This window comes from Bradyrhizobium sp. Rc3b (assembly GCF_900114915.1).
GTDB lineage: Bacteria > Pseudomonadota > Alphaproteobacteria > Rhizobiales > Xanthobacteraceae > Bradyrhizobium.
Map to the genome: position 1 here is coordinate 68,710 of NZ_FOUS01000019.1, position 16,953 is coordinate 85,662.

The 16,953-nt window shown below is 63.5% G+C and carries 17 protein-coding genes; 14 read left to right on the top strand and 3 right to left on the bottom strand.

Annotated features, from left to right (window positions below):
- Nucleotides 1-189: 189 nt before the first annotated feature.
- The 7 genes from BM190_RS33955 (at nucleotide 190) to BM190_RS33985 (ending at nucleotide 6,909) form a co-directional block, all read left to right on the top strand.
- Nucleotides 190-819: a 2-hydroxychromene-2-carboxylate isomerase gene (locus BM190_RS33955; protein WP_092261914.1), complete on the top strand. Its 630-nt coding sequence runs from the start codon at nucleotides 190-192 to the stop codon at nucleotides 817-819.
- 42 nt (nucleotides 820-861) lie between these two features.
- Nucleotides 862-1,599 (top strand): SDR family oxidoreductase, encoded by a 738-nt coding sequence (locus BM190_RS33960; protein WP_092261915.1) that lies wholly within the window; start codon nucleotides 862-864, stop codon nucleotides 1,597-1,599.
- 13 nt (nucleotides 1,600-1,612) lie between these two features.
- Nucleotides 1,613-2,794, top strand: coding sequence for an acyl-CoA dehydrogenase family protein (locus BM190_RS33965; RefSeq protein ID WP_092261916.1), 1,182 nt, complete (start codon nucleotides 1,613-1,615; stop codon nucleotides 2,792-2,794).
- 24 nt (nucleotides 2,795-2,818) lie between these two features.
- Complete coding sequence (locus BM190_RS33970; protein ID WP_092261917.1) at nucleotides 2,819-3,949, top strand: acyl-CoA dehydrogenase family protein; 1,131 nt, start codon at nucleotides 2,819-2,821, stop codon at nucleotides 3,947-3,949.
- Between the two features lie 14 nt (nucleotides 3,950-3,963).
- Nucleotides 3,964-5,151: an acetyl-CoA C-acyltransferase gene (locus tag BM190_RS33975; protein WP_092261918.1), complete on the top strand. Its 1,188-nt coding sequence runs from the start codon at nucleotides 3,964-3,966 to the stop codon at nucleotides 5,149-5,151.
- Between the two features lie 23 nt (nucleotides 5,152-5,174).
- A complete protein-coding gene (locus BM190_RS33980; RefSeq protein WP_092261919.1) occupies nucleotides 5,175-6,179 on the top strand; it encodes an NAD(P)H-dependent flavin oxidoreductase in 1,005 nt (334 codons plus the stop codon).
- A gap of 118 nt (nucleotides 6,180-6,297) precedes the next feature.
- On the top strand, nucleotides 6,298-6,909 hold the full coding sequence (locus BM190_RS33985; protein ID WP_092261920.1) for a TetR/AcrR family transcriptional regulator: 612 nt from the start codon (nucleotides 6,298-6,300) through the stop codon (nucleotides 6,907-6,909).
- 93 nt (nucleotides 6,910-7,002) lie between these two features.
- Here the strand turns inward: BM190_RS33985 and BM190_RS33990 are convergent, their stop codons facing one another.
- Entirely contained in the window at nucleotides 7,003-8,163 is a 1,161-nt protein-coding gene (locus BM190_RS33990) for an iron-containing alcohol dehydrogenase (RefSeq protein ID WP_092261921.1), read from the bottom strand.
- A 595-nt stretch (nucleotides 8,164-8,758) separates the two neighbouring features.
- Between BM190_RS33990 and BM190_RS40805 the strand changes: the two genes are divergently transcribed.
- Together BM190_RS40805 and BM190_RS34000 are read left to right on the top strand one after the other, a co-directional pair.
- Nucleotides 8,759-9,136 carry a hypothetical protein gene (locus BM190_RS40805; protein WP_177237460.1) on the top strand — a complete coding sequence of 126 codons (378 nt, stop codon included), beginning with the start codon at nucleotides 8,759-8,761 and terminating at the stop codon, nucleotides 9,134-9,136.
- A 524-nt stretch (nucleotides 9,137-9,660) separates the two neighbouring features.
- Nucleotides 9,661-10,950: a c-type cytochrome gene (locus tag BM190_RS34000; RefSeq protein WP_177237461.1), complete on the top strand. Its 1,290-nt coding sequence runs from the start codon at nucleotides 9,661-9,663 to the stop codon at nucleotides 10,948-10,950.
- 7 nt (nucleotides 10,951-10,957) lie between these two features.
- Here BM190_RS34000 and BM190_RS34005 read toward each other — a convergent pair whose 3' ends face one another.
- Together BM190_RS34005 and BM190_RS34010 are read right to left on the bottom strand one after the other, a co-directional pair.
- On the bottom strand, nucleotides 10,958-11,257 hold the full coding sequence (locus BM190_RS34005) for a hypothetical protein (protein WP_038970411.1): 300 nt from the start codon (nucleotides 11,255-11,257) through the stop codon (nucleotides 10,958-10,960).
- Nucleotides 11,258-11,309: 52 nt separating this feature from the next.
- Entirely contained in the window at nucleotides 11,310-13,280 is a 1,971-nt protein-coding gene (locus BM190_RS34010) for a 4Fe-4S binding protein (RefSeq protein ID WP_092261924.1), read from the bottom strand.
- 179 nt (nucleotides 13,281-13,459) lie between these two features.
- Between BM190_RS34010 and BM190_RS34015 the strand changes: the two genes are divergently transcribed.
- From BM190_RS34015 to BM190_RS34035, 5 genes are read left to right on the top strand one after another with little or no spacing between them, the layout of a single operon-like run.
- On the top strand, nucleotides 13,460-14,185 hold the full coding sequence (locus tag BM190_RS34015; RefSeq protein WP_244550809.1) for a biotin/lipoate--protein ligase family protein: 726 nt from the start codon (nucleotides 13,460-13,462) through the stop codon (nucleotides 14,183-14,185).
- Nucleotides 14,182-14,721 carry a DUF6505 family protein gene (locus BM190_RS34020; RefSeq protein WP_092261926.1) on the top strand — a complete coding sequence of 180 codons (540 nt, stop codon included), beginning with the start codon at nucleotides 14,182-14,184 and terminating at the stop codon, nucleotides 14,719-14,721. Before BM190_RS34015 ends, BM190_RS34020 begins: the two co-directional genes overlap by 4 nt.
- Entirely contained in the window at nucleotides 14,718-15,725 is a 1,008-nt protein-coding gene (locus BM190_RS34025; RefSeq protein ID WP_092261927.1) for a DUF6352 family protein, read from the top strand. The genes BM190_RS34020 and BM190_RS34025 overlap by 4 nt, the downstream gene beginning before the upstream one ends.
- On the top strand, nucleotides 15,722-16,237 hold the full coding sequence (locus BM190_RS34030; protein ID WP_092261928.1) for a DUF3305 domain-containing protein: 516 nt from the start codon (nucleotides 15,722-15,724) through the stop codon (nucleotides 16,235-16,237). The genes BM190_RS34025 and BM190_RS34030 overlap by 4 nt, the downstream gene beginning before the upstream one ends.
- On the top strand, nucleotides 16,234-16,845 hold the full coding sequence (locus BM190_RS34035; protein ID WP_092261929.1) for a DUF3306 domain-containing protein: 612 nt from the start codon (nucleotides 16,234-16,236) through the stop codon (nucleotides 16,843-16,845). Before BM190_RS34030 ends, BM190_RS34035 begins: the two co-directional genes overlap by 4 nt.
- Nucleotides 16,846-16,953: the final 108 nt, after the last annotated feature.

The following is a 16,953-nucleotide window of genomic DNA, read 5'->3' on the forward strand; positions in this document are numbered from 1 at the left end:
TTGCGGAGGCCGGCGCGGGATTTGCCATTCTAGATAGGTACTAAATTCCAAACAATACCCTTCCAGCCAAGACGAAAGCAGCAGATTGCGGGAGCGATTGACAGTTCTATTTTAGAACTATATGTTTGAGGAAAGTCAGGCCGGCGACCGATCGCCAGTGCAAGCACATGTTCCGCGGGAGGAGCCGAGATGACCTTGAAGATTGAATTCCAGTTCGATTTCGGCAGTCCGAACGCTTATCTGGCAGAGGTGGCGATTCCGGGCATCGAGCAGCGCACCGGTGCGAAATTCGAGTATGTTCCGGTCTTGCTCGGCGGCATCTACAAGGCGACGGGCAATTTGTCGCCGTTCGACTCGCTTCGTGGGATCAAGAACAAGCCGGAATATCAGGCGCTCGAAACCCAGCGGTTTATCCGCCGCCACAACGTCACGAAATTCCGCCAGAATCCCTTTTTTCCCGTCAACACGCTGATGCTGATGCGGGGCGCCGTGGCGGCCCAGTTCGAGGGCGTGTTCGAGTCCTATTTTCGCGCGGCCTATCACCATATGTGGGAGGAGCCGAAGAAGATGGATGACCTCGAAATCTTCCGGAATGCGTTCATCGCTTCGGGGCTCGATATCGACAGATTGATCGCTCGCGCCCAACAGGACGACGTCAAGAAGAGGTTGATTGATCTGACCAACGATGCCGTCAGCCGAGGCGCGTTCGGCTCACCAACCTTCTTCGTCGGCAAGGAGATGTTCTTCGGCAAGGATCAGCTTCGTGACGTCGAGGAGTCCATCCTCGAGCAAACGAGGCCAGTCGCAAGGACGGCATAAGCTGCCGAGTTAACGAAGTTCAATTCAACCGGGAGACGATCCGTGCAAAAGAGAAACGCAACTGTCGCAGTGATCGGTGCCGGCGACTATATCGGCAGCGAGATCGCCAAGAAGTTCGCCTCTGAGGGCTTCACGGTGTTTGCCGGGCGCCGGAACGGCGCCAAGCTCGAGCCGCTCGTCAAGGAGATCGAGGCCACCGGAGGCGAAATCCACGCGCGCTCGCTCGATGCCCGCAAGGAGGAGGAGGTTATCTCCTTCCTCGCTGATGCCGATCAGCACGCGCCGCTGGAGGTCTGCATCTTCAACATCGGCGCCAACGTCAACTTTCCGATCCTCGATACGACCGAGCGCGTGTTCCGCAAAGTCTGGGAGATGGCCTGCTATTCCGGCTTTCTCGCCGGCCGCGAAGCCGCGCGGCTCATGCTGCCTCGCGGCGGCGGCAACATCTTCTTCACCGGCGCGACAGCGTCTCTCCGCGGCGGCAGCGGCTATGCCGCCTTTGCCAGCGCGAAGTTCGGCCTGCGGGCGGTGGCTCAGGCGATGGCGCGCGAGCTCGGCCCCAAGAACATTCACGTCGCGCATCTCATCATCGATTCCGGCGTCGATACGGAATGGGTGCGGCAGCGCCGGCTCGAGGCGCTCGGTCCGAATGCTCTCGACGATCCCGATCTCTTGATGCCGCCGTCGTCCGTCGCTGCGTCCTATTGGCAGCTTTATCAGCAGCCGAAGAGCGCGTGGACGTTCGAGCTGGAAATCCGCCCCTTCGGCGAGAAGTGGTAAGGAGGCCCTTACGATGGAGCTTGCGCTGTCTGCCGAGGACGCGGCTTTCCGCGATGAAGTGCGCGCCTTCATCGCGGACAATTATCCGGCGGAGATGCGCGTTCCCAATCCGGAGACCGACCTGACCAAGGAGCAGTCACTGCTCTGGCACCGGATCCTCCACAAGAAGGGCTGGATCGCGCCGCTGTGGCCCAAGGAGTATGGCGGGCCGGGCTGGACGGTCACACAGCGGTTCATCTTTGAGCAGGAAACCTCCCGGGCGGGAACACTGCCGCCGCTTGCCTTTAGCGTGACCATGGTCGCGCCGGTGATCTACACGTTCGGCAACGAGGCGCAGAAGAAGAAGTTCCTGCCGCGAATTCTGTCCGGCGAGGATTGGTGGTGCCAGGGCTATTCCGAGCCGGGCTCCGGCTCCGATCTCGCAACCGTCAGAACCAAGGCGGTGCGAGAGGGGGACCACTACGTCGTCAACGGGCACAAGACCTGGACCACGCTGGCACAGCACGCCGACTGGATCTTCTGCCTGGTGCGAACCGATCCGAATGTGAAGCCGCAATCCGGAATCTCCTTCCTGCTGATCGACATGAAGTCGCCCGGCGTCACCGTGCGGCCGATCATCACGATCGACGGCAGTCACGAGGTCAATGACGTCTTTCTCGAAAACGTCCGTGTGCCCGTCGAGAACCTGGTCGGCGAGGAGAACAAGGGCTGGACGTACGCCAAATTTCTGCTCGGCAACGAGCGCACCAGCATGGCGGGCATCGGCCGGTCCACCCGCTATCTCCGGAAGCTGAAGCAGATCGTGAAGGCCGAGATACCGGCCGACGATCCGGCGCATCTGGAATTTCTACGCGACATCGCCCGCGTCGAGCTGGACGTGCTGGCGCTGGAGGCGACCGAACTGCGCGTCGTCGCCCAGATGGCGCGTGGTATCGATCCCGGTCCGGCGGCGTCGCTGTTCAAGATCCGCGGCACCGAGATCTTCCAGGACATCACCGAGCTCACGCACCGCGCGATCGGCAATTATGGTCTTGCCATCCGCGAGCATCCGGTCAGTGCCAACTGCTTCATGCCGGGCCCGGACTACGGCCACACCGCGTCCGAGAAATATCTGAACGCGCGCAAGCTCAGCATCTACGGCGGGTCCAACGAGATCCAGCGAAACATCATCGCCAAAGCCGTGCTCGGGCTCTAAGCCACGGCGGATCGGGAGGATCGGATGGATATTCAGTTCACGGAAGAGCAGGAATTACTGCGATCCAGCGTTCAGCGCCTTCTGCGCGACCAGTATGATTTCGAGGCGCGGCGCAAGATCGTGGCGAGCGAGGAGGGGTTCAGCCGGACGCGGTGGAAGGTCTTCGCCGAGCTCGGCCTGCTCGCTGCGCCGTTTTCAGAGGACGCCGGCGGCCTCGGCGGCGGTCCGTTGTCGACCATGATCGTCATGCAGGAGTTCGGCCGTCACCTCGTCGTCGAGCCTTTCGTCGAAACGGTGGTGCTCGCCGGCGGCCTGATCGAGCGGCTTGGTACGTCCGAGCAGAAGCAGGGATTCATTCCAGGCATCATCGACGGCTCCAGGATCTGGGCGCTGGCCTGGACCGAGAGAGCCTCCCGGTTTGATTTCGCCAATGTCGCGACCAAGGCGCGGCGTGAGGGAGGCGACTACGTTCTGAGTGGCGAGAAGACCATGGTGATGGCAGCGCCTTGGGCGGATCATCTGATCGTCTCGGCGCGGACCGCCGGCGATAATCGCGACCGCGGCGGCGTCAGCCTGTTCGTGGTCGAGCGCCATGCCGCGGGTGTCAATCTCCAGAGCTTCAAGTCGATCGACGGACGCCGCGCCGCCGAGATCAGTTTACGCGAGGTCCGCGGTCAATTGCTGGGAGCAGAAGGCGAGGGCGTTGCCGCGCTGGAAACCTGTCGTGACCGCGCGATCGGCGCACTCTGCGCCGAGGTCGTCGGCGCGATCGGCGAGTTGAATGCCGCAACGCTGGACTATTCGAAGACCCGCAAGCAGTTCGGCACCACCATCGGCTCCTTCCAGGTATTGCAGCATCGCATGGTCGACATGTTCATTGCCCATCAGGAGGCGCTCTCCCTGATGCAGCATCTCAATCTCAGCCTCAACGCCGGTGATTCAGGCCTGTCGCGGCTCGCCTCCGGGGCCAAGTCGAAGATTGGCTATGCCGGAAAGTTCGTAGCCGACCAGGCGGTGCAGCTTCACGGCGGCATGGGAATGACCGACGAGCTGAACGTCGGACACTATTTCAAGCGAATCTCCTCCATCAACATCCAGTTCGGCGATCCCGCATTCCACGTGCTGCGCTACGCGCAGCTGGATGCGGCCGCGTAAAAGAAGAGGCCAGCATGACGACTGAAGCAGTCATCGTTTCCACCGCCCGGACGGCCGTCGGCAAGGCCTATCGTGGCGCGCTCAACGACACGGACGGCCCGACCATGGCCGGGCATGTGATGGCCGAAGCCGTGAAGCGCGCCGGCATCGCGCCGGGCGAGGTCGAAGACGTGGTGATGGGCTGCGCGATGCAGCAAGGCACCATGGTGATGAATGTGGCGCGCAAGGGCGCGATCCGCGCTGGCCTGCCCGTGACGGTGGCCGGCACCACGATTGACCGGCAATGCGCGTCCGGCCTGCAGGCCATCGCCGTTGCCGCGCGGTCGGTGATGCTTGATGGGGTCGAAGTCGCCATCGGCGGCGGGATCGAGTCGATCAGCCTCGTGCAGAACGAGCACATGAACAAGTTTCACGCCGTCGACGACGAGCTGATGGCGATGAAGCCCGAAATGTACATGTCGATGCTCGATACGGCGGAGGTCGTCGCCGAGCGGTACAGGATCGGCCGCGACAAGCAGGACGAGTACAGTCTCGAATGCCAGCGCCGTGTCGGTGCCGCATTGCAGGCCGGCCGCTTCAGCGACGAAATCGTGCCGTTCACGACCAGGATGGCGGTTGTCAACAAGGACACCAAGGAGGTCACCTACGAACAGGTGACGCTCACGAAAGACGAGGGCCCGCGTCCGGAAACCACGGCCGAGGGCCTCGCCAAGATCAAGCCGGTGTTCGAGGGCAAGACCATCAGCGCGGGCAATGCCAGCCAGCTCTCGGACGGTGCTTCTGCCTGTGTGATCACGAGCGGCAAGTTTGCAGCCAGCAAGGGGCTGAAGCCGCTCGGCATCTTCCGCGGCTTCGTTGCCGCCGGCGTCGAGCCGGACGAGATGGGTGTCGGCCCGGTCGTTGCGATCCCGCGCCTGCTCAAGCGCCATGGTTTGAGGGTCGACGACATCGATCTCTGGGAGCTCAACGAGGCGTATGCGGTGCAGGTAATCTATTGCCGCGACAAGCTCGGCATCGATCCGGACAAGCTCAACGTCAATGGCGGCTCGATCGCGATCGGCCACCCCTACGGCATGACCGGCTCGCGGCTCACCGGCCACCTCCTGATCGAGGGACGGCGGCGCAAGGCGAAATACGGCGTGGTGACCATGTGCATCGGTGGCGGCATGGGCGCCGCGGGCTTGTTTGAAATCATCCACTGAGCGGAAACGCGGGGAGATCATTCGTGAAGACAGCGATCACTGAACTGTTCGGTATCGAACATCCGATTATCCAGGGCGGAATGCACTATGTCGGCTTCGCCGAAATGGCAGCCGCGGTATCCAACGCCGGCGGGCTCGGCTTGATCACGGGCCTCACCCAGCGGACGCCGGAGCTGCTTGCCAAGGAGATCGCGCGCTGCCGGGACATGACGGACAAGCCGTTCGGCGTGAACCTGACGTTCCTGCCGACCTTCAGCGCGCCGCCTTATCCGGAGTACATCGCTGCCATCAGGGAGGGCGGCGTCAGGATCGTCGAGACGGCCGGACGCAGCCCTGAACAGTATATGCCGTCGCTGAAGGCGGGCGGCATCAAGGTGATCCACAAATGCACTTCCGTCCGGCATTCGCTGAAGGCCGAACAGATCGGCTGCGATGCCGTCAGCGTCGACGGCTTCGAGTGCGGCGGTCATCCGGGCGAAGATGACATGCCGAACATGATCCTGCTGCCACGTACGGCCGAAGAATTGAAGATCCCGTTCGTGGCCTCCGGCGGCATGGCCGACGCGCGCAGCCTGGTTGCGGCGCTGGCGATGGGAGCCGCGGGAATGAACATGGGTACGCGGTTCATCGCCACCAAGGAAGCGCCGGTGCACGAGAACGTCAAGAAGGCGCTGGTCGCAGCGTCCGAGCTCGACACCAGGCTCGTCATGCGCGCGCTCCGCAACACGGAGCGAGTCCTGAACAACAGGGGCGTCGAGAATCTGCTCGAAATCGAGCGCGAGAAGGGCAAGAGCCTCAAGATCGACGACATCCATGATCAGGTGGCGGGCGTCTATCCCAGGGTGATGATCGACGGCGACATGGACGCGGGCGCCTGGAGCTGCGGTATGGTCGTCGGACTCATTCGCGATATTCCGACCGTGAAGGAGCTGATCGACCGCATCATGGCGGACGCCGAGCGATTGATCAGGGGCAGGCTGACGGGATTCCTTGACGCCGACAGCGGGGCCAATCTCCGGGTCGCGTGAAGCCACGGCTTGGCGATCCGCGCTGCAGACGACATTTCGTCGTCTCTGCGCGGGCTGGAAGCTCCGGCCGTGATGGGACCGTCATCAGCGAATATCTTGGGCCATCCCGGAGCAGGCGATGCGTTACGCAAAGGACCATGGGCAGCATACCCGCAGACGCATCGTCGAAAGCGCTTCCCGCGGTCTGCGCCAGGCCGGGGCCGATGGCTTGAGTGTGGCCGACCTGATGAAGCTCGCCAATCTGACGCATGGCAGCTTCTACGCCTATTTCAAATCGCGCGATGCGTTGGTCGTCGAAGGGCTCGCCCTGGCCATGGATCGAACGATCGTGCATTGGCTCTGTCTCACGCAGGGGCTGCCCGCCGGGAAGGGATTCGACGCACTTGTCGAGTCTTACCTGAGCCCCCGCCACCGTGACGATCCGGGGCGGGGCTGCGCGCTGCCGGCCTTGGCGGCCGATATCGGGCGGTCGGGTCCGGAGGCGCGGCGCACCCTTGAAAGGGGGCTCGGCAAGATGATCGATATCATCGCGCGGTTGACCTCGGCGAGGCCGTCATCGGATGTGAGACAGGCGGCCGCCGGCGCAATTGCGACCATGGTCGGTTCGGTCGTGCTGGCGCGTGCGGTCGACGACAAGCGTTTGTCCGACCTCCTGCTGGAGGCCGGACGGCAGGCTTTGGGCAATTCCGTTGCGCGCGACTGCGAGAGAGCGCATTCGGCCGACAATTGAGACCTGTCTTAACCGACGTTGGCTTCAGGGCGGTGCAGGCCGATGGCGGAGGCAAAAAGGCCGTGCCTCCACCATCGGCGGCAGCCTTGGCAGCTATGCGGCCATTCGCAGCAGATCGACGATTTCGGCTTGGTCGTTGAAGGGGCGCGGATTGGCTTTGACGAAGCGATGGTTGATCGCGATTTCGCTGATCTTGCCGAACTTGTCTTCGCCGATGCCGACCTCGGCGAGGCGGCCCGGTAGTCCAAGTTGCCTGACGAACTCCGCAAAGGCGTCTGCCGCGTCCCCACCGGGAGCACCCAAAGCTGCCGCCAAACGCTTCTGCGCGTCATCGGTGAACGGCTTGTTATAGCGAAGAAGGCTCGGCATGATGACGGGCGTGCAATAGTAGTGGGGTACCCCGAAAGTCCCGCCAAGCACGTGGCCGATGCCGTGACTTGCGCCCATGGGAACGCGTGCCTGCAGTCCAAAGGACGCAAGCCATGAGCCGTATTGACACAAGCGGCGCGCCTCGAAATCGTCAGGTTGCTGCAGGGTCCGGAGCATTCCCTCGCGCAGCTTGCGGATACCCGCCAGAACCACTTCGTCAGCAAGGGGAGTGCCGGCTGGCGAGCACAATGCTTCGATGCCGTGATCCATGGAGCGAGTGCCCGATCCCATCCAGAGATTCGAAGGCGTATGAAGTGTGAGGGCAGGGTCGAGGATGACTGCCACCGGCATCATGTGGGGGTGAAAGAATATTTGCTTCAGCTTGTTGCGCTCATCGGTGACAAGCGCCGCGGCATTGTATTCGCCGCCATTCAGCGTTGATGGCACGGCGATCTGTCGGACTGCAGGCGCGCGGAACGGGGAATGGCTCACGCCCGGTCCCATGGGGAACGGATCGAAGCCCGCTTCATCGCGGATATCGTGCTCCATCGCCATGATGACGATCTTGGCGAGGTCAACGGCAGAACCGCCGCCGACGGCCACGACGAGATCAGCGTGGGCTTCCTTGGCGTGGAGGGCAACTTCGGCGGCTTGCTTGCGCGTGGTGTGCTGCGCGATTCCGTCGAAGGTTGCGGCATGCTTGTCGCCGAGCGTATGCTGGATTTTCTCAATCTCGTCGGTCTTGGTGTTCAAGGTGCGGCTGACGATAAGGAAGACGCGCGTTGCCTTTAGTCGTTCCGCTTCTTCGTTGATGGCCTCAGCCGCCGGTCTGCCATAGATCACGCGATCAATTGCCGGAAAATTGTGTGCTCCAGTGCTGCGCATTTTTATCCTCCCATCGGAACTGCGGTCGAAGCCGACATAGTCTTTTATATTATGAGTATCATGCAATAGTGGTTCAAAAATATCGCACCACCTCGGGGTTAGACTGCCTTCGCCAGGTTCCACGCGAAGCACTGGCGAGGACTTGCCGGCTTCGCGCTCCATCATCCTTCGCCGCCCTTGCCCCGTCGAAAAGTCTCAGCCACATCATGTCTCTTGCAGCGGACTCGGCCGCGCCAGTTCCTGATGCCAATTGAGTGAAGGCCACTACGCATGTGCACTCAGCTTTCGTGTGCACCGAAAGGGCAAAACGGGTAGGGCTGGTCGAGAAAGGCTGACGCCGAACGCTGCGATGGTCTTCGGCGTTTGCAGTATACCTTGCACCGCAACCACCAAGGCCTGTGCACGAGTGTTGCTCGATGCTCTCGAACTCCTCGCGTGCCGTCTTGCCGATTGAGGATGCCCCGACGGTCTCGAAAGCCGAGACGATCCTGGGGTCTTTCGCACGCAGAAGCGTGGAGAATGGCACCGGCCGACGGGGCCTAACGCTCTGCGAGATTTGAGTGTCTCAGAGACGCACCCCGGTCGTAGCAAACGCTTGGGCGACGGGCTCCTGGACCCGATTCAAGACCACCACTCCCGCAATCGCGATCACCGTGGCCGCGACGCAGCCAAGAAGAAAAGCCTTCATCCGCAGCCTCCTTCGATCGAACGTCGAGGTGTTTATACAACACGGCGTGCCGCGAGCAAACTCGTTGATCGCACCAAGGCACAGGCGATCTTATGGGCTCTTCAAGATGGGATCGATGGAAAATCCATCGCCCAACAAGCCTACGGACCGAAGCGCCGCGCTATTCAGGTCGACTTCCAATATCGCAAGAAGAAGCGCAAGCACGATGGCAACGAGGATCAGGAAGGGCGAGGCTTCCCAAGAAATAGGATCTTCCGGCCCATCAAGCGCGCGCAGAGCGCGTAGCCGCGCCATCATCCGCAGAAATGGCCGCGTTGGCCCCTGCATGTCAGTCGTCCTTGACGTGACCAGCAAGAGACTAGTCTTCGGACCACCGGCGTTCAAGCGGAGGAGGCGGGAAGTCAGGTTATTGCAATGCACGCTCCGGAACGGAAGGCCGTGTTGCCCGGTTGAGTACACGCACCGGAGGATCCGACGTGAAATTGCCAACAACGATCTTGTGCTTCGCAGCACTCTGCTTCTTCCAGAGCGCCTCCGCCCAACCCGCGCAAACCAACTCATCTGCGCCACCAAGCCCTCCCGAGGAGAAGGGTCAACCACAGCCGCAAGGCTGGACGGGCCCAATCAATACAGGTTCGGGTGGCGCGCCCGCCGAGAGTCCCCAAGGTCAGAGTCCGCCTGGAATGCAGGCCGCGCCTCACGGATCGTCCAAGAGCACGACGGCACCAGCCAAGTAGATCGGTTAGGATATTCTCCTCCGTCCGCTGTTCTGGCAATCTGAGAGCGTGAACGTGACGCGGCGAGGGTCAATGAAACTACCTTTCTGCGCGGGCGGCGCCGCAGCCTTGTGGGCCATCTTTGCCGTATCATCCGTGCACGCCGACATGGCGGGACACGGCGGCCCCGTGCGGGCTCTTGCTATTTCCCCCGATGGGAACGGACTCTTGTCCGGCAGCTTCGACTCAGCCGCCATTCGGTGGTCGCTAAAGGCGGAGACAGCGGAGGAGGTGCTGCGGTATCATGCTGATGCAGTCAATGCCGTCGCCTTTCTGAGCGACGGCCGCATGGTCACGGCGGGTGCCGATGCACGAATTGCGGTCTGGATGGCGGGCAGGCGGCAGCCGGACCGGGTGTTCGAGGGACACGTCGGTCCAATCGTCGCACTCGCGGTCTCTCCCGACGGCGCGCTGCTCGCGTCGGCTTCATGGGATCGGACGGTGCGGCTCTGGTCGCTGTCGGACGGCGTGTCGCGCGTGCTCGAAGGGCATTCGCAGAACGTCAACGGTGTCGCCTTCACGTCGGACGGGAGGTCGCTCGTCAGCGCCGGCTATGACCTTACGTTGCGCATCTGGCGGTTGTCGGACGGCCAGCCTGAAGTCGTGACGTTGCCGGCTCCGCTCAACGTGGTGGCCGTGGCGCCGGACGGTGAAATCGTCACAGGCGGGGTCGACGGCATGCTGCGGATGCTGACCATGGACGGCAAGGTCAGCGGCGAGGTATCGGCCGGCCCAACACCAGTGGTGGCCTTGGCGATGTCGGCCGACGGCAAGCTGATTGCCGCGGCCAGCATCGGAGGCACAGTGGCGATCATCGATCGCAAGTCGCGCAGCCTGCTACGCACGCTGGTCGGGCCTGGGCTGCCGGTGTGGTCGGTTGCCTTTCTTCCGGATCGCGAGACGCTGATGACGGGGGGCGCGGACGGCAAGATCAGGCGGTGGAATGCACGCACTGGTGATCCCGTCGGCTCGAGTCTGATGGGCTCACCGGCCGATCCGCTTGCTGCCTATGCCGGCGATCATGGCGCCGACGTATTCCGGGCGTGTGTTGCCTGTCACACGCTGTCGGACAAGGAGGTCCAGCGCGCAGGCCCGACCCTTGCCGGATTGTTTGGCCGTAAGATCGCATCGCTGCCGGGCTACCGCTTCTCCGATGCCCTGAAGACGATGGACATCGTCTGGACCCCGGAGACGGTTGCAAAGCTGTTCGAGGTTGGACCGAACGCCTACACCCCCGGTACCAAGATGCCGGAGCAGCGCATTGGCTCGCCCGAGGATCGCCGCGCGCTCACCGATTTCCTTGGCCGCGTGACATCGCGATAGCTGCCTCTCAGATCGAATCCCAATTGTCCATCGGAAGATCCCTCATCTCCGGATGTTGCTTGAGGATCTGAATGACGTCGATGCTGGGGTGCTCTTTGAGCGCTTCCGCGACGCAGTGATTGACGTATTTGCGACGCGACAGCCATGCGATCTTCTTGCCCTTGGCCTCGGCTTTGCAGGCGGCGATCGCCTGTTTCACGGCAACCTTTTGTGCCTTGGTCAGTGGAGGAGCGGCAGCCTCGGCCGCCGCGCCGGCGAAAGCGATGGAGATCAAGCACGTCGACAGAGCTGTGATCAAACGAGACATGGTGATGCTCCCCCTGGTTTCCTGCCCCTGCGTAGATGTCTGGTGGTCTTGTCTAGTCCTTGCCCTCGCGCTGACGTAGGTAGTCGTCCGTGGTTCGCGGTGGCGTGCGTTCGGGAACGCCCTTGAACGGATTGAACTGCTGCTCGCTCATGACGATGACGCGGCAGTCGGCGCACATCCTGAGTGCCTCGATCCGTTTGTCGCCGGCGGGATACATCCAGTGCCGCCCCTCGAGCTTGGCGGCGATCCGGTCGATCGCGCTTTTGACGCCAAAGGCCGTGCCGCAGCGGACACAGAGCGCGGGCTCCTCTTCCTTGATGACCGCGGCGGGTGCGCGGGCGGCGCGGAAATCGATCTGCGGCTTGAGCGTGATGACCTTTTCCGGACAGGTGGTCTGGCACAGGCCGCACTGCACGCAGGCATCCTCGATGAATTTCAGCACGGGCCGCTCGGGGTCGTCGCGCAGCGCGCCGGTCGGGCAGGCGGAGACACACGAGAGACACAGCGTGCAGCCGCCCGTGTCGACGCTGATCGCGCCGACTGGTGCGCCCTGCGGCAGCGCAATCACGTCCACCGGCTTTGGCGCAAGGCGATGCAGCTCGCTGAGGCCGAAGCGCAGGAGGTCGCGCCGCTTGCCGACGGTCTTGAAGGTCGCCGGTGTTGCGACCGCCGCAAGCGTGCCGATGCCAGTCAGATGGCCGCCGAGCGCGTCAGGGTCGTCGGTCTCGATCGTGGCGACGCGCTGGCCCTCAAATCCGAGACCGCCAAGGATCGCATCGGCAATGCCGATCGTCTGCGATAGTCCGGTCACATCGTGGCGCGGCTTTGCGCGCAGCAGGAAGCGCACGGCTGTTACGCCATAAGCGAATGCTCCGACGATCGCTTCCAGCCCGACCTGCGTGAGTTCGTTGACGACAAAGGGAAGCACGTTCGCCGGAAGACCGTCGCCATGTCGTGCCAGAGCATCGATCAGCGGTGTGCCGTGCGGGCCGTCATGGAACAGCAGCACCGCGTTGGCGCCGCCGGCTTCGTGGTAGGCGAGCAGCATGGCGCGAATTCGTTGAAGCTGCGTATCGGCAGGCGGCAACGTGTAAGATGCAGCGCCGGTCGGGCAGGCGGCGGCGCATTGCCCACAGCCCGCGCAGATGTTCGGGTCAACAGCGACATGACCGCCAGCGGGCGTGATTGCGCCGGTCGGGCAGAGATCGAGGCAGCGATGGCACCCCGTGCGCTTCGAGCGCGAATGGGCGCAAAGACCGGGCGTAACGTCGACATATTTCGGCTTGTCGAAGCTGCCGACGAGGTCGCGTGCGGCGAGCACGGCGCGCAGCACCGCGGCGGGATCGTTCGGGTCGGCGCGGAGATACCCGTCGCGCAGGTCATGTGCGGGAAAGAGTGGCATTCCGCCCGAAAGGTCCAGCACGATATCGCAGTGCGACGTCACTCCGTTTCGGGGAGCGTCAAGCACGTAGCGATCGCGCGAGGAGGGGCGGGGCCTGGCATAATCGTCGATCGCAAGCTCGAAGGCGCCAAAGTGTCCTTTTGCGGCGCTGATGGTGCCCCTCACTATCGGGAAGACCGTTGCCGCCTGCGGCACGGTGTCACTGATCTGCTTCAGCATGACCGTGACGTCGAGGTGATCCGCAAGCAGCCGGCCGGCCTCGATCGCGGCTTCGTCGCGCCCATAGATCAGGATCACGCCGTCGCTCGACAGGGTGACCAGCGGATAGTCGGGCGCCGGGATAGAGGCGGCCGCCAACAGGGCGGCCATTTTCGCCCCGGTGCGCGCCCCTTCGTGTGACCAGCCGGCCGTCTCGCGGATATTGACAAAGCTGATCGCCTTGGCTCGTTCGCCCGCCTCGTGCGAAAACTGCGCGGCCTGCTGCGTGCAGGCGACCGTCAGCGGGCCAGTCTCCGCGGCTGCCGTGCGGAAATGATCGAGCTCGGGCCCGCAGAGATGGCGAAAGCCTCTGATCTCGCTGTTGGGGCATCCTCGCCGGATCGTGGCCACGTCAAGACGCATCGTGTCTTCGCACGAGCAGATCAGGACGGTCTTCGATGGCTGTTCCAGGTTGACCCCTCCGCCATTCGGGCGCCGACGACGGACTCGCGCCGACCCTTCGCCTCGTATAGACATTATTCATCGGGAAGAAAAGGAAAGCGGAGGACGGCCTGACGTCGACCCCTGTCAGCCACGTTTCCGTGGCGGAACCGATCCATCTGCCGCCGCCGTTCACATTGGTGCGGTTGCGCGAGAGTGGCGACGCTTTTGCCCAAGCATGCCGCATTGCACCGGAGAGTGGCGCCGGCACGCTCGTCTACGTTGGGCGCTTTGACCTGGCGGAGTTCGCCGTGGTGCTCGAGCCGGCTGAGCCGCTGCGCAGCGCGCGACGCGCGTTCTACGCCGGCATGGTCGCGCTCACCGATGCCCTGCGCGCCTACGCGCCGCCGAGCAAGTCGATCGCGATCGGCTGGCCGGACGCCGTCTGGATCGACGGAGGTCTGGTCGGCGGCGGCCGCATGGGGTGGCCTCTCGCGGCCGTTGAGGAGGAGCCGTCGCCGTGGCTGGTGTTCGGCGCGATGATCCGGACGATTGCCATGAATGACGACGAGCCTGGTGTTCATCCGCTCGCCTCGGCGCTCGACCTGGAAGGCTTTGGTGAGGCCGGCGCGGCGCAGATCACAGAGAGCTTTGCCCGGCACCTGATGCTGGCATTCGATGGCTGGCAGGCGGACGGTTTTGACGGCGTCGCGCGCGAATATCTGTCCCGCATGCCCCGTGAACGGCAGACCATTCAGCGCATCGACGATCGCGGCAGTCTGCTGACGCGCCGGATTGGGGCGAGCGCGATCGAACGTGGCGACCTCGTGCAGGCGCTCGCGACCCCATCCTGGCTCGATCCGGCAATCGGAGGGCCGCGGCTGTGAAACTCCTGCGCACCATCGCGCTCGATCCCTCCGACACATTCGTGTTTGATGTGGCGGCGGAGCCGGGCGAATGGGCTGTCTCCGGCGTTTTCCGCTTTTGGGATCGCGATGCTGCGAAGCTCGAGGGAAAGGCGCGCGCGGCTTTTCGCGGCGGTTTCCTCGGGGTGCAATCCTGGGGCTGGTCGACGCTGGCGCAGATCGTTCCGGCCACCGAGGACGATTACCGCAGCCTGGTCGATCTCCTTGCCGGGCAACTGGTCGATCGTTTCGGCGCGCCGGATATGGCGGCCGCGAAGAGCGCCGCAGAGGAGGAGGTAGCGTTTTCGCAGTCGCTCTGCAGCCATCCGATCAGCTCCCTTGTTGCGGTGCACCGGGCCGTAAGCGACGGCGAGGTTCGCGAGTCCTTCCGCCGACTGCAACTGCGCGAAGGGCAGGGGCACGGCAAGGCGTTCTCGTTCATGGAAATGGAGGACGACATCGAGCCTGACGGCAATCTCAAGCTTGTGGATCTGGGCCGGAGGCCAACCGCCAGATGAACGATTTCTGGATTGCCTGCGGCCATCATCTGCTCGATCGCGACGAGGGCGGTGGGCTCCGCGTTACCGACGAATTCCTCAAGGCCTATTTTGCCCGTCCCGAGCTGATGCCGCCGGATGATGCGTGTCAGGTCGAACGCCGGCTGCACCGGGAGTTGCTCTCCGATCCGCGCCAACCGGTCAGCGCCGGCGAAATCGCCGGTATTGCCGACCCCGACGCCCGGGAGAACTGGCAGTTCGTGCTGGCCTTTCGCGATCTCCTGTTGCGGCATCCGACGCTCGAAGCCGCTTATCTTGCGACGGTGCGCGCAGGCGCGAACGATCTGCCGCCGCTGTTCGTCAATCAGCTCGTGCACGTCATCCTGCGCAATGCGCTCGACGGTTGCGACGATCCGTTCGTGCTGCGCGCGGCTGAACTGTTCTTCCGGGCCCAGCGGATTCTGCCGCATGAGCAGGCCCTGCTGCTCGGCGACGAGGAGATCGTCGGCGGAATTAGCCCAACTCCGGTGCTCTCGCTGATGTCGATGCTGGGCGCCACGACCGATGCGGTGGTCGATGTCTTGAACGCGGAGAATGTTGCTGCCTATTGGCAGCGCAGCGACCAGTTCGACATGGCCTTCGACCTCACGGCCGACGGTATGGGGCCGACTGCCCTGGCGCAGGTGATGAGGCGCTGGCTCTCTCATCTGCTCGGTCTGGACGTCACGATCGAACCGCTGCGCGCACTGCAGGACGCAAAGCTCACCTGGTATGTCGGGCTCGATGCCGATGCCACAAGGCTCGGCGATCGTCTCTGGCACGGCGAGGAGCTCGACGGGCCCAGCGCCGACCGTGTGCTCGCGCTGTTCCGCCTCACCTTTGTCGATTCAGCGCTCGCGCTCGACGATGTCGAGGACGAGCCGGTCTACCTGATCCTGTCGATGTCGGCGGATCAAAAACTGCGCATGAAGCCCCAGAATCTGCTGACAGGCTTGCCGGTCAAACGTCTGGAGATGGTGACATGAGCCCCGCGGCGCTGCCATTGCTGTCGATTCCGGTCGGTGTCGTGGTGGAGCGGCGCAAGGCCGACTCTCCTTGGGTCGATTTCATCTGGCGTGGCGTCGCCATCCTGCCGGACGAGCCCGCCACGAGACCCTGGACCGTGCTTCGCGAGCAGGACGGCACGACGCTGTTCTATGCCGGAAGCGCGACCGTGGATCTTTATCCGTCCGAGACGGCGCGCTATCGCGACAATCTCGCCTCCGGCAGTCCGAGCATCTGGATTGTGCTGTCGCCCTCGGAAGGCGCCTGGCCCTATGCCATCGCCGCGGTTACCGCCGATCCCGCGGAGGGCGAGGGGTTTACCGAAGCCGCCGACAATCTCGTCGAGGCCGTGCCGATGCCGGAGGTGCTGCGCGAAGTCATTGAAAGGTTCGTGGCCGAGCACCATGTCGAGCGGGAATTCGTCAAACGCGAGCGGCGCCGCGCCGACCCGGAGGCGTTGGCGCGCCGCGAACATGAAGGCGGACAGGAATGAGCGACGAGGAGTTCCTTGCACGTTGGTCACGCCGCAAGCATGAGTCGCAGGCGGAACCGGCGAAGCCTGCCGAGGCGCAGCCCGCGCCGCCGCCCGAGGCCAAGGACAACGAGAGCGAGGTCGATCTCTCGATGCTGCCGTCGATCGACGAGATCAACGCTGCGACCGACGTCACCGCGTTCCTGCGCAAGGGTATTCCGCAGGAGTTGAGCCGTGCGGCCCTTCGCCGCGCCTGGGCGGCCGATCCCGCCATTCGCGACTTCATCGGGCTCGCGGAGAATGCGTGGGACTTCAACGATCCGACCGCGATGCCGGGTTTTGGGCCGCTCGATTGCTCTTCGGAGGAACTGGCCGCACTCGTCGATCGCATCGTCGGCGGGGTGCGTGAGGCAGTCCGATCCCTCCCCGAGGCGTCGATTGAAACTGCGGATTCTTCAGCGCATTTGCATCAAGCCGATTCGACAGCCGTATCCGACGTCGTCGAGCCCCCGATCGAGGCGGAATGCCCAGCGATCCCTGCTGCAGCGCAACTGACGGTGGCGGACAGACCTGCGGATTTTGCCGAGCCCGTCAGGCCGCGTACGCACGGTGGTGCACTGCCGCACTGAGCAGCACGACCAAAGACTATAGGCTTGGGCTATGGGCGGGCGATTGACGGTTCGTGGAACCGGGATTACGCTTCTTCCTAGTGCTTTGTTAGAAAAGCAAAAATCAAG